This window comes from Grimontia sp. AD028 (assembly GCF_000973155.1).
Lineage (GTDB): Bacteria > Pseudomonadota > Gammaproteobacteria > Enterobacterales > Vibrionaceae > Enterovibrio > Enterovibrio indicus.
On record NZ_LASY01000054.1, the window covers coordinates 82,105 to 95,414 of the forward strand.

Genomic DNA, 13,310 nt, shown 5'->3' on the forward strand with positions numbered 1-13,310 from the left:
TACTGATTTCTCAATATGAGAAATCAGTATTCCGTCGTATGGTAGATTAGCCTCTTTCCCCCCAGCAACGCATATTTTCAAAGCGTAGGGCAAAGTAATCAATGAATGCGCGCACCTTGGGGGCGAGTTGCCTCGAGCTTGGGTAGACAGCCCAAATTGCAGTGTCTGATTCCAACTGGAAGTTCTCGAGAATTCTCACGAGTTCACCACGTTCCAATTGCTCGTGTACTGCCCAATTTGAACAAACAGAAATGCCAATTCCTTCGATACAGGCGTCCCTTACGGCTTCACCGTTGTCGGTTCTCAACAAACTCTTCACTTTGATGCTTTCAAGCCCGTTGGGGGTTCGAAACGCCAGTTGTTCCAAAGAAGGGAGTTGAACAAAAGAGTGGGTGCTGAGCTCCTTTAGTGTTTCTGGCTTGCCGTTTTTAGCAATATAAGACGGTGAGGCACACAGCATTCGGTTATCCGGTGCAAGCTTACGCGCGATGAGACTGGAATCCTTGAGCTCGGCATTTCGAATGGCGATATCAAAGCCGCCTTCAACCAGATCGACGATAGAATCTGACAGGCGCAGGTCGAGCGAAAGATCGGGGTATTCCTCCAAAAAGCCTTTTAGCCCAGGAATAAGATGCATTCGTCCAAAAGATGCAGGGGCGGTTATTCGAAGTGTTCCCCTTGGTGTGGTCGTTCCCCCTCCGACCGAGGCGCACGCCGCCTCGACACTCGCCAACACATCCTCTGCATAAGGCAAAAAGGCAATGCCTTCTTCGGTCAGCGAGACTTTTCGTGTGGTGCGATGCACTAATCGCACGCCCATGGACTCTTCGAGCTTGTTAATGTGCGCACTGGACACCGCAGGTGAAAGGCCGAGTTCTGCACCCGCGGCACTGATGTTGTTTGTCGAGGCTAACCGGACAAAGAGTTTGAGGTGTTCGATATTCATCATTATCAATAAAAATTAAAAAGTGATTCTTTATTGCGAGTAATTACTAATGAAAGCGTTTCAAATAGGATAGTGGGTAAAGGTAGTCAACAGCAATCGCTAAAACAGAGACAGCATGACAACGCATGTCGTGGTAAGGGTAAGAAGTTCAGATGTTTGTGCTGCCAATGCTTAACCACCAATGGTCGATAGCCCCTACGAACAAGGGAATAACAATGACAAAAACGATTTTAATTACAGGCGCAACAGACGGTATTGGGTTGGAGACCGCTAAACTACTGGCTTCTCAAGGTCACAATATCCTGTTGCATGGGCGCAGCGCCGCCAAGCTGGATAATGCGAAAGTCCAAGTTCAGGGGATTGAAGGTGTCGGTAATGTGGAAACCTACTTGGCAGATTTGTCGAACCTGAAGGATGTGGAAAAGTTTGCTGATGAAGTGGCGGCAAACCACTCATCGTTGGATGTGCTGATTAACAACGCGGGTATTTTCCGAACCTCTTCGCCAATCACCGAAGATGGATTCGATGTGCGGTTCGTTGTAAACACCGTCGCGCCGTATCTGCTGACTAAGCGCTTGCTGCCGTTGCTTGGCGGAGGAGGGCGTGTTGTTAACCTCTCTTCTGCCGCGCAAGCCCCCGTCAACATTGCCGCGCTGAAAGGTGATGTAAAAGTCGGTGATGAATTCTCGGCCTATGCACAAAGTAAGCTGGCCATCACTATGTGGACGCAAAAGCTGGCGCACGATCTAGGTATTGATGGTCCCATGTTGGTGGCCGTTAACCCGGGTTCAATGCTCGGCAGCAAAATGGTGACGGAAGGGTTTGGTGTGTCAGGCGGTGATATTGGTATTGGCGCCGATATTCTCGCTCGAGCCTCGCTGAGCGACGAATTCGCTGACGCTTCCGGTAAGTACTATGACAATGATTCGCATCGCTTTGCTGCTCCGCACTCTGAAGCTGCGAATGGCACTAAAGTCGACGCGGTTGTCGAAGCGATTGAGTCGTTAATTTAAGTGCTAAGTGCTAAGTGCTATTTGAAAAAGAACCCCGCTTTTAGCGGGGTTCTTTTTTGTTGGGGCTAGTTTGTTGTACGCCTGGTTTTTGCCAACAGGGCGATAGCGCCGAAAACCACAGTTAGTAACCATAGTTGAGAAAGGTGTCCTAGCTGGCTCTGAATAGTCGCGCCCATTTGATTGAGCTGAATAGTCGCTTGAATAGCGGGTGTGGAAGGTACGATTTGCGCCAAAGAGTTCAACCACACTGGCAGTTCACTGCTTGGCCAGACAAATCCTGATGTAAACAGCAGAGGCATCGAACTTAACAAGACCGTTAAGGTAATGATTTCCGGCCTTGAAAGACATTTTCCAATCACCGTACCTAGGCCAATCGTCGCCAGCAAAAAAGGCATCATAATGATGATGAGATTTACAGGCTCTGCCAAACGATTAACCCCGTTTATCTCAAGGCTGGCGCCCAGATAGTACATTGCCATTACACTGTAAATCGCAGTAAGAATGCAGGTTCGCGCGATAAGATTTTTCGCCCCGTTATGTGGGTTTACGCTGGCCAGCATGCCGGAAGCGATCAGCAAAGTTTGCTGCAAGATCAGGATAAACACGCCGGGAACCACGTAATTTCCGTAGCCAGTCGTTGGGTTATAAACCGGCACCAAATTTAGTGAGAACGGTGTTATCTGCTTGGATGCTGCTTCCATTGGCGTATCTTGCATCATGGCGCGCGTCGTTTTTACTGACGCACCAAGTGTGTTGCCCGCATTGACGACACCTTCTGCGATAGTGCCGTAGGTCAGGAAGAAAGAAGCGTCTCCTCCAACGGAAATCACCGGGCTTTTGCCCATCAACAGGTCGCGGTAGAAGTGCTGTGGAACCACAACGACACCTTCGATATTACCACCGGCAATTTGAGCGCTGGTTTCCGTCTCTGTGCTCAATCGCATCGCAACAGAAAGCTGTGGGGTGGCGTCCAACATTCTAACGAACGTGCGGCTTTCCTGACTGTTATCGTGATCGACAACCGCAACACGAAGTTCGCGTGGGAGTTGGTTTTCATACGGCAATGGGTAAAGCAGTGAATAAATAATAATGCCGCCAAACACGGTGAAAACCACTGCCGGATTGGTAAACAGTGCCTTCAGTTCTTGCTTAAACAACGCAGTCCAACTCATATGCCAGCCTCCTGAATTAGCGTCGCTGAGCGGCAGAGTCGTTTGAGTTTAGCGGCGACAAGTAGCCAAATCAGGCTGAAAGCCGCTAAAGCGAGAAGCATGGGCTGCATTTGTATCAGTGTCGCGCCATAGTTGAACTGGCCAATTTGCACCGTGATGTAATGACTCACTGGTAACATTGCGCGCCAACACTGCGCCAGAAACGGCATGTCACTGGCTGGAAAGCTCACTCCCATAAACGCAAAGGCTGGCGCGGTAAAACCTGCGACCAGACTCATCGCGCGGGTCGCATCTCGTGTGCCTAAATACAGTAAGGAACCTACCGCGAGACCTGCTGACACCATCAAGCCTTGTGAGGCGAAAAGTAACGTCCAGCTTCCGTTCATCGGCCAGCCCAACCCAAAGTGCATGGCGGTGGCGAAGACAACGCCCATCAGCCAGAGCGGAATAAGCAAGCCTACTACTTTGGCGATTAGCGCCGACAACAAACCTTGCTTGAAGTGATTTTCCAGCCCTATGCGTTTGTCGGTCAGTGCCATGGAAAGCATGCCGCTCGCGACAATCACAATTTGCCAAAGTGCAGGAATAATCGCGGAGACAAGAAACTGCGCGTAGTTAGTGCCGTTGTTAAACAGTGGCACTAGTTGAAAACGGACAGGCACAGACTGTCCTGCTGCTTGTGAGGAAACCGTTGTGCCATGAAGCATTTTCCCTTTGGTTTCGACCATGGCTGCAAAGGTGCTTTGGCTTTGGGTAATCGCCGCATTCACCAGCTTACCAATCAGAATATATTGGCTGTTGTAGAAGGCCGTCACTTCTGGGCTTTCGCCGCGAAGAGTGGCTTTCTCAAAGTCCGAGGGAATGATAACAGTAGCGTAAGTCTCCGCACTGTTCAGTAAAGCGGTAGCTTCTTGAACATTGGTAAAACTACGAGTTTCCAACGTAGGACTGGCATCGTAGTAACGGGTGAGGCTCCGTGACATGGCACTATGGTCAAGATCGACCACGCCAATTGGCAAATCGCGACCGGTGCCTGATGAGAAAATCGCCCACACCAACAGAAACAACGCTAGGGGTAGCCAGCCCAGCAGAGCGGTTAGCCACTTATCTGATGAAGTTAATCGCGACTCATCCAGAAGCCGTGACGCAAACGAAGGTTTGTCCATGGTGATCAACCCTGAGTCTGCTCGGAGACCAGAATACTCATGCCTGCGCGTAACCCTTCGATAGGTGTTACAGGGCGTGCCTCCACTTCAAAGGTACGCATGTCATAGCCGTTCTGGCTGTTGGTGGCGCGCCACGTCGCGAAATCCCCCAAGGGGGCAACATGGGTGACTTCAAACTCGTAAGCCTGCTCTCCCAGAGAAGGAATGTTCGCCTCAAACTGAGCACCTTTGGCAAATTGACGCAGTTTGTCTTCGCGAATATTGAAGACTGCCCAGGCATCTTTCATGTCGATGACGGTGACAACTGGGAAACCTTGCGGAGCCAGCTCGCCAGGGTAAAGCAGGATTTGGCTGACTTCGCCTTGATACCAGCTATGGATCTTGGTGTCTTTGGCATAAGCTTCCACCTCAGCAACCGCACCGGCTGCCATGCGGACTTTTTCCTGCGCTGCCCGTTTGGTTTCAGAGCGCGCACCGGCTTTCGCCAGTTCATACATTTGGAGCGCAGCATTTTCTGTGTACTTCGCCGCTTGCCACTGGGTGTAGGCTTCGTCGCGTTTTTGTTCAGCGGCAACACCTTCTTTGTAGAGCGCATCGACACGTTTGAAGGTTTTGTCCGCCAGTTGTGCCGCAGCACGGGCCTTTTGCCATTGGTCGCGCGCAGCGCTGATTTCCTGCTCACGAGCGCCGCTTTCAGCTTGTTCTGCCATGGCGTCCGCTGCTTGTTGTCCGGCTTTCGCTTGCTCCAGCTTGGCATCAAGCTCTGGGCTAAAAAGGGTGAAAATCAAATCGCCCTTATTCACGGTTTCACCTTTACGCACCAACACATTATCAATACGGCCAGCGACCTTCGAAGAAATGCTGTATTGCTGCGCTTCAATCTGACCTTGAAAACGCTCAGGCACGGGTTGATAAGCTTGGTAAAAGCTGTAGCCAATCCAACCAATAACGGCAGCAGCAGGCAAGGCCAGCGCAATAGATTTCAATTTGCTCATTGTGATTTATCCCTTTATTGGTTGGGTTGATTGGAGTGATGCCGCCTGAAATTCTGGGAAACGGTTCATCTCGCCGCTAACAGCGAGTAGACGGGAAAGCGACAGCACGTATTGGTATGACGCTGCAAGCTGCTGGGTTTTGATGCTGGCGAGATAAAGCTCAGCATCGACGACATCGAGTGAAGTGGAAAGCCCCTGTGCGAAGGCTTTTTCACGCAAGCGAAGGTTTTCTTGTGCAAGGGAAATGCTTGAAGCCAAACCTTGGTACTCTTCCAGTGCTTGTCCTGCTTCTCGCCATGTTTTCTCAACCAGCAGTGAAAGGTCTTGTTCCGCTTGGGCGCGAAGGTGCTGAACCTGAAGTGCGGTGCTGTGAGCGGCTTTCACTTTGTCTGAACGGCCACCGTTGTCGATAAGGGGAATACTTACACCCACGCCAACTGCCCAATCAGGTGCCAATTCAGCGGTCAAGGAATCACCTTCATAGAGGTTGTAGTTACCGTAAAGATAAACCTGCGGGTAGTACTTGCCTTTCTCTAGGTTAACCAAGCCATCAGCTTGTTCACGCTTGGCGTCCAACACTTTTAGACCGGGATAATCCGCGAGTGTTTTTTGCATGAATGGCGCCATCGCAGGGGCGTGTTTCTGAGTAAATAGGGCGCTGGATGGCGTCACCGGTGCATCGCTTTTCACCAGTGTTTGCAGCGCAGCTTGCGCGATTTCCAGGTCGCGTTCGGCTTTACGGCGTTCGGTCCTGGCTTTGTCGTAAGAGACTTCCGCTTGCAAGCGTTCCACGCGCGCAATTTGCCCCTGTTCTTCCAGCTTTTTCGCGTGGTCGAGGTGTTTTTCGAGCCCTTGCTCCACTTCTGCGCGAGTCTCTAACACTTGCGCTGCCAGCACGGTCGCAAAATAGACTTTCGTTAGATCTTCAAACTTCGCCTGTTGAGCCATTTGCATCAAGAAGCTGGCTTCGTCGCGCTGGGCGTTGGCAATGTCTTCCGCTGCAAGAATACGGCCGCCGGTAAAGATCGGCCAGATAGCGCGGATCGAACTGGTGTAGATATCGCGGTCGGCCAAGGTGGTGGTCAGCAGGTTATCGAGGTTCCCCATCAGCGGAGCTAATTGAGGAACGGAACCAGCCAATTGGCCTAATGCATCGCCACCATTCATATGGTGAGCTAGCTGAGACGGTTTGAGTTCCACGTCCTGGTCCAAGCGGGTGTAGCTACCGCTGAGTGAAATCGCAGGAAGGTGATGTGCCGATGCAGCGTTTCGCATGTGTTCGGCGCGCTGAACGTTAGCGCGTTCTGCGGCTATCGCATCATTCCGGGTCAAGACAGATTGCCATGCCTGCTCAAAGGTCATGGGCTCTGCGCTGCTCACACTGGGCAAAAGCATCAATGCAATGATCAAACGGACAAGGAAGGGTTTTCTGGCAAGCATAATGGTTTCCGCATGAGGAAGTTGCGAACATATTAGAGCTATTACTCTAATAAATCCAGAGGAAGCTCAATAGACCCTGGTTTCGCAATGAGAAGTCGCCGGCGACGTACAAAACGGATTTCGGACCTCTCAGACGGGTAGAAACGTGGCGAGTCGTTATAGAAATGTGGGTTGTGGGTATATGCATTGTGTTGTTATGACAGAATTTTCTTTTTTGTGAATGAAACATCAATCAGAAATTTGTTGAAGTTCGAGTGGGAAAATTGTTTATGAAACCCTAATAAATGAAGTTGAAAATTCTGATAGATAGTGAAAGCGTTTTCATGGGGTGTAATGCTGTTATCTAGCTAATAAAAAAAGAAAAAATACATCCATACTAATCGAGTATTTGATCAATTTGGGTCTGATCGAGAATTGTTAAAAGAATAATAATCTAGTTTTTCGCTTATAGGTTGGTGGTATTCACTATATGAATGGATAATGCTTGGTGTGATGATTTGAAGGCAATTTCATTTCTCATGATAATTCAATCAATGCAACGATTGTTTTATTATTGATACACAATGTTCGTGTTGCTCCATGGCAGAATACATCTAGGGTTGCGGCAAATCGGTAACCTTTTTTGGGGAGGAAGCCATGGCCAAACTTTCACCGGTTATTTCACAGATTTCTGGGCAGTATCAGCGTTATCTTTTTATCCTGTTTTGTATGGTGATGTTCTCTGAAGTCGCGCGCGCAAAACAGTTGACCGACCAACAAAAACTCCAAGTTCGTGCTTTAGGCCATGTTTCCATGTGTGTGGAACCGAACTGGTTACCCTTTGAAGCAATAAATAATGACGGAGAATACGTCGGTGTTTTGGCAGACTATGCCGAGTTAATCAGCCGAAAGCTTGGTCTTCCTTTCGTTCTTCACCCCACAGCGTCTTATTACGAAAGCCTGCAAGCCTTAAAAGCAGGTGTCTGTGATTTCATTGTTGCGGACGTAGCAACCGAACAGAAACTTCAAGATTATTTAGCCACCGAACCTTATTTTATTTCGCATCGTGCGCTGGCAACGCATGTCGACGCTCCCTTTGTTGATGATTTGGTCAACCTTGGCGATGAAACAATCGGCGTATTGGCTAACTCGCCTGCCGTCGAAGTGATCCCAAAGCTGTATCCGCACTTAACCGTCCAGACATTTGAAAGCACAGAGGAAGGGTTGAAGAAAGTAGAATCCAGAGAGCTGTTTGGATTTGTTTCTGTGCTGGGATCATTGGTGTATGTGATTCAGGACCATCACATCACCAATGTGAAAATCGGTGGTGTGCTTCCTTCCAACGCCAAACTCTCGATGTTGGTGAACAAAAACAGGCCAGAACTGGTAGGCTTATTCAACATTGCCATCAATGATATTTCACCGCTAGAACGAAAAGAGATCTTTGAGCGTTGGTTCCCTGTCCGCTATGAAACGGGCATAGATTGGGGATTGTTCTGGTCAGTGATTTTCGCCATTTTCATCTGCTCTGCCACTACGATAGGCCTTTTCTATTACTGGAACCTTCGCTTGAAGCAAGAAATCCGGCGACGCTTGGAAGCGGAGGAGAAAATTACCGAACTGGCAATGACTGACCCTCTAACCAAGCTGGCTAACCGCATTCGGTTTAGTGATGACTTAAAGCTGGCTTTGCATGCAGCAAGTTTGAAGGGACGTCATGTTGCCCTGGCCATCTTGGATTTGGACGACTTCAAACCCGTCAACGATTTGCACGGACACCCGATCGGTGATGAATGTTTGAGAATCGTCGCTGGGCGGCTGCTTAAACAATGCCGGGAGCAAGACACGGTTGCGAGGTTGGGTGGAGACGAGTTCGCTATTATCTATAACGGACCCGAAAGCCGGGATATGTTGCCGGATATCGCCCAACGCTTAATCGAAGCAGTGGGTAAACCCATTTATGTGGATGATATTGAGATTCAGGTGGGGCTTTCCATCGGGTTTGCCGTATTCCCAGACCACAGTATAGATAGCGATGGCTTGGTTCGTCTTGCTGATGAAGCCTTGTATGAAGCAAAAGATATGGGTAAGAACAAATTCAGAATCTTCGAGCCTGACTCTGTAAAAAAGTCTGAACGGGCTTTGGGCTTTGAACGAAAAACAGTCGTTTCTGAGATAGAAACATTTAGATGAAAGAAAAGGGCACATATTGTGCCCTTTATCATGCCATGTTGGCGGTTTACGCCATTTGCTCTTCCGCTTCTTGCTCTAAACGCTTCTTCTCACGCATCAGTTCATTGAACTCAATACGTGCCTGTTGCGCTGCTTCAGAGGCCTGAAGTTTATGTTCTTTGGCGGCCATGGCTTCGTCAGTCAGGCGTTGGATTTCATCCAGCTGCTCTTGAGGAGCATCGCCCAATTCCATGCCAGTTTCGCCTCGCGACAACGCTTCTGCGCGGATGTTTTTCTTGAGATCCCAAATAGCATCCAGTTTCTCACGCTCTTCGTTTGCTGCTGTGATCGCTTCGTCTTTCAGTCGTTCAAACTTTGCCATCGCCATGCCTTCACGAGACCAAGGGTCAACCTCCGGAAACTCTTCGATGTTGATGGTTGGGTCTTCATAGCCTTCCTGATGTGAAAGGTCGAGCGTTGCTGCTTTCACACCGGAGATCATCAGCATTACTGCAATCACCAGCAGAGGTAAGCCGCCGACGATTGCCGCCGTTTGTAGCGTTGCCAGACCACCCATAAACATCAGGATAGAAGGCATCACAGACAGGGTGAATGCCCAGAACAGACGGTTCCAGCGTAGCGGGTCTTCAGTCACGTTATTCTGTACTACAGAAGCCAGAATGAACGAGATGGAATCGAACGTGGTCGCGGTGAAAATGATACATAGAATCGTGAACACAGCGATAACCACAGTGCTCATAGGCAGCTGCTCAAGGATTGAGAAAATCGCCGTTGTCGCGCCTTTCTCATTCAGGATAGAAACAACATCCAATTGACCTGACAGTTGCAGCGACAGACCAAAGTTACCCAGGATCATGAAGTACAGCGCACAGCCCAGCGAGCCGAAGAAGATGGAGCCTGAGACCATCTGCTTGATAGTACGGCCACGCGAAATACGCGCCACAAACAGACCCATACTTGGCGCGAATACCAGCCACCATGCCCAGTAGAAAATAGTCCAATCCTGCGGGAAGTGGGTGTCTTCAAACGTGCCGTAGCCACCAAACGGTTCTGCCCAGGTTGCCATGACGAAGAAGTTCGACAGCATACGACCGATGGAGTCCAAACCGGTTTCCAGCATGAACAGCGTTGGGCCAGCAAACAGTACAAATGCCAGCAGACCGAGTGCACCCCAAAAGTTAATGTTACTCAGAACCTTGATGCCCTCATCCATACCTTTGTAAGACGAGTAGGCGAACAGCGCGGTACAAAGCAGCAGAACACCGATTTGAGTCACTGTGGTAGAAGGAATGCCAAACAGGTAGCTGATACCTTCGTTGATTAATGGTGCAGCCAGACCCAATGTGGTTGCAGCACCACCCAGAAGACCAAAGATGAAGAGTACATCAATGAACTTGCCCAGCTTGCCGTGGCTACGTGCTTCACCAATCACAGGCATCAGCGCCGCAGATACTTTCAGTACAGGCTGCTTACGAACATAGAAGAAGTAAGCAATTGGAATAGCAGGGATCAGGTAAATAGACCAAGCAATTGGACCCCAGTGGAAAATACCGTAGGTCGCTGCCCAACGAACGGCTTCTTCACTGCCAGCCTGAAGCTGGAAAGGAGGGTTTTGATAGTAGTAAGCCCACTCGATAGTACCCCAGTAAAGAATACTGGCACCGATACCGCCACAGAAAAGCATCGCAGCCCAAGAGCCGGTTGCAAACTCTGGTTTCTCGTCTGCGTCACCAAGTTTGATTTGTCCGATATCGCTGAAAACGATGTAAGCCATAAAAAAGAAGGCAGCGATACCAAGAGCCAGATACATAAAGCCCAGCTTGTCGGTCATAAAGGTTTTTGCAATCGCAATCCACTCTGCGCCTTGGTCAGGCCAAACCAGCAATGGAACGATGACAGAAAACAGCAGCCCCAACGCGCCGAAGAAAGTCGGCTTGTCGATGAGCTCAAAGTGTTTTTTCATAAAATAAACTTCCAGTTCACAGTGTTGTATCTAGAAATTCTCATGATGAATGCAATCCATATCAATTCAGCTATTGGATGCTGAAGATAAAAAGGATTGATGAAATTCACTGCGTGAATGGAATGCTGGGCGATTCTTGTGTTGGGTGAATTTTGCTTTCCGAAAGAAGCGGTGGGGTTAACAATTTGGTGATAGCTTGCACGATGAGAGGAATTATTCTTTTACAAAATAGAGACCGCTCATCAATCTAAAAGTGTGAGCGATCTCAAAATTACTTATCGTTCGAAAGATTAAGCGATCTTCTCCGCTGACGCGAGGCGGTATTGAACCATGTCTTCAATGGTCAGTACTGGCATGTCATGCCTCTTACCGAACTCGACGATCTCTGGCGCTTTTGCCATGGAGCCATCTTCATTTTGCACTTCACACAAAACACCGGCAGGCGAAAGGCCGGCCATTTGCATTAAATCGATAGTGCCTTCGGTGTGACCACGACGGACAAGAACACCACCTTTGCGTGCGCGGAGTGGGAACACGTGGCCAGGACGAGCCAGATCAGAAGGTTTCGCATCTGGGTTCGAGGCGGTCTTGATCGTAGTGACGCGGTCAGCCGCAGAAACGCCGGTTGTGACGCCCACTTTGGCTTCGATTGAAACGGTAAAAGCGGTCTGGTTGGCGCTGTTGTTATTGGCCACCATTGGCTGAAGTTCCAGCTTATCGGCTTGTTCTTCAGGCAGGCACAGGCACACGATACCAGAGCATTCGCGGATCATGAGTGCCATTTGCTGAGTGGTTAGGTGGTCTACAGAATAAATGATGTCACCTTCATTCTCGCGATCTTCGTCGTCGAGAAGCAAAACGCCTTTACCCAAACGCAGTGCTTCAAGCGCCGCTTCAACGCGCTCAAATGGGGTGCCAGAAAGTAGAGATGTGTGAGTCTGATTCATGGTAACTCCTAAGTTTAAATACCAGAATCAGGGCGTATACCCAAACGTCCTGAAGATGAAGGATTCAGGTTGTTTGGGTATGGATGAGCGCAAACTGCGAACGCAGCCATACGCAATCCAACGATCTTCGGCTAAGCGAGCGCCGCCGTGAATCGGTGCATTTTTATCATCCTCTTTCATCCGGACTATAACCGTCGGCCTTGGCATCTCACCAAGTCTGCTGACCCCAAACATGTGTTTGGGCGCTCGCGGGCTCGCCAGTCTTACAATGATTTGCGTGCTGACATACCGCCGGTGGGGAATTTCGCCCCGCCCTGAGAATAATGCTCAAAATGAGCAAACAAATATTACTGTGTTTTCAATCGAAAAGGGAAGGGCAGATCGGCTGCATGCTTATTGTTTGCGCGATCAGTGTTCCATACGTCGCATGTACTCTTTCGGCGTACACCCACGGACGCGTTGGAAGGCTTTGGTGAAGCTTTGTGGGTTGCTGTAGCCAAGTAGACGGGCAACCTCATCCGGGGCATAGCCCTTTAACATGTACCTCGCCGCAATGTTATTCAGCACATAACCCCGCATGGACGAGAAACTGAAACCCAATCGATGTAATCGCCGCTGCAATTGCTGGGTAGAAAGGCCCAGTGTTGATGCGACCGTTTCCAAAGAGGGCATGCCGTAATGACGGGTAAAGTTCACCACTTCATACAGCGCTTTGGTGGGGTCATCGCGTTGCGGCATATTGACCAGTTCATCCAAATCAAACAAAGAAATCAGTGTTGCTTTGTTATGGTCGCGCGGCACGGCATGTTCCAAAAGCAGTAGTTTATTATCGAACCAGACTTCCGTCATGGCGCAACCTGTCTTCACTTCACATCCAAACCATTCGCTTGCGGCATTGATATCTATATCCGTCCCTTTGAGCCTGACGGCCAGCGGTGCAAAACCTTCATGGGTAAAATGGCGAAGAACGGAAGTCATCATAATGGCAACGCGCAGTGAATCGATAACTGCCGCTGTTCCTGAGTATTCGTTGTCATAACACCACTTCAACAACTTTCCTGATTGCCTTCCCACGTAGTGAGCGCCTGAGTGAAAGCAGCTCAAACCATAGTTGATTCGCCTGAAGGTGACTGCCAAATCCGGTGCAGACATAAACCAATTTGCTTTCACATCAATGGAGGAAATCGCCAGGGAATCTGCAATGGCGAGTGGATAAGACGGGTTGCCAGAGAGCTCGGCGATCTTTGTTAGCCATCCATTGACTACTGCATGGGGAACGAGCGCCATTTCATCGCTATATAGCGAGGATGGAATACCCAGTTGTTCCGGAGTTAAGTGATATTTCGAACATGCTCCGCTGATCAGAGGGCGGATATAGGCGATACGGATAAATGAGATGTCGAACATGCATATCACTTTAATGTGGATAGAAGAGTTCAATATATACGTAATTTTAATGTAATCAATCCATATTCAGGTGCCGATAATCTTCCTGT

The 13,310-nt window shown here is 49.3% G+C and carries 10 protein-coding genes and 1 riboswitch; of the genes, 2 read left to right on the forward strand and 8 right to left on the reverse strand.

Translation table 11 applies throughout. The features are described from left to right. Positions 1 to 46: 46 nt before the first annotated feature. Positions 47 to 946 (reverse strand): LysR family transcriptional regulator, encoded by a 900-nt coding sequence (locus RN22_RS12440; RefSeq protein ID WP_046304815.1) that lies wholly within the window; start codon positions 944 to 946, stop codon positions 47 to 49. A gap of 215 nt (positions 947 to 1,161) precedes the next feature. On the opposite strand from RN22_RS12440, the gene RN22_RS12445 reads away from it, so the two are divergent. Then, a complete protein-coding gene (locus RN22_RS12445) occupies positions 1,162 to 1,959 on the forward strand; it encodes an SDR family NAD(P)-dependent oxidoreductase (protein WP_046304678.1) in 798 nt (265 codons plus the stop codon). A gap of 65 nt (positions 1,960 to 2,024) precedes the next feature. On the opposite strand, the gene RN22_RS12450 is transcribed toward RN22_RS12445, so the two are convergent. Genes RN22_RS12450 through RN22_RS12465 form a run of 4 tightly spaced genes read right to left on the reverse strand, consistent with a single transcriptional unit; the run spans position 2,025 to position 6,732 of the window. Continuing rightward, positions 2,025 to 3,131 (reverse strand): ABC transporter permease, encoded by a 1,107-nt coding sequence (locus RN22_RS12450; protein WP_046304680.1) that lies wholly within the window; start codon positions 3,129 to 3,131, stop codon positions 2,025 to 2,027. Beyond that, a complete protein-coding gene (locus RN22_RS12455) occupies positions 3,128 to 4,297 on the reverse strand; it encodes an ABC transporter permease (protein ID WP_046304682.1) in 1,170 nt (389 codons plus the stop codon). Before RN22_RS12455 ends, RN22_RS12450 begins: the two co-directional genes overlap by 4 nt. Positions 4,298 to 4,302: 5 nt before the next feature. Continuing rightward, positions 4,303 to 5,292 carry an HlyD family secretion protein gene (locus RN22_RS12460; protein WP_046304684.1) on the reverse strand — a complete coding sequence of 330 codons (990 nt, stop codon included), beginning with the start codon at positions 5,290 to 5,292 and terminating at the stop codon, positions 4,303 to 4,305. A 6-nt stretch (positions 5,293 to 5,298) separates the two neighbouring features. Next, positions 5,299 to 6,732 (reverse strand): TolC family protein, encoded by a 1,434-nt coding sequence (locus RN22_RS12465; RefSeq protein ID WP_046304686.1) that lies wholly within the window; start codon positions 6,730 to 6,732, stop codon positions 5,299 to 5,301. 636 nt (positions 6,733 to 7,368) lie between these two features. Between RN22_RS12465 and RN22_RS12470 the strand changes: the two genes are divergently transcribed. Next, complete coding sequence (locus RN22_RS12470; protein WP_046304689.1) at positions 7,369 to 8,904, forward strand: diguanylate cyclase domain-containing protein; 1,536 nt, start codon at positions 7,369 to 7,371, stop codon at positions 8,902 to 8,904. A gap of 46 nt (positions 8,905 to 8,950) precedes the next feature. Here the strand turns inward: RN22_RS12470 and RN22_RS12475 are convergent, their stop codons facing one another. The 3 genes from RN22_RS12475 to RN22_RS12485 form a co-directional block, all read right to left on the reverse strand. Then, complete coding sequence (locus tag RN22_RS12475) at positions 8,951 to 10,867, reverse strand: BCCT family transporter (protein ID WP_002538009.1); 1,917 nt, start codon at positions 10,865 to 10,867, stop codon at positions 8,951 to 8,953. A gap of 290 nt (positions 10,868 to 11,157) precedes the next feature. Beyond that, complete coding sequence (gene ribB, locus RN22_RS12480) at positions 11,158 to 11,814, reverse strand: 3,4-dihydroxy-2-butanone-4-phosphate synthase (RefSeq protein WP_046304691.1); 657 nt, start codon at positions 11,812 to 11,814, stop codon at positions 11,158 to 11,160. Positions 11,815 to 11,978: 164 nt separating this feature from the next. Next, a riboswitch (FMN riboswitch) is annotated at positions 11,979 to 12,140 on the reverse strand. An 82-nt stretch (positions 12,141 to 12,222) separates the two neighbouring features. Beyond that, the gene (locus RN22_RS12485) at positions 12,223 to 13,221 is read right to left on the reverse strand and encodes an AraC family transcriptional regulator (protein ID WP_046304693.1); all 999 of its coding nucleotides are present in this window, start codon (positions 13,219 to 13,221) and stop codon (positions 12,223 to 12,225) included. Positions 13,222 to 13,310: the final 89 nt, after the last annotated feature.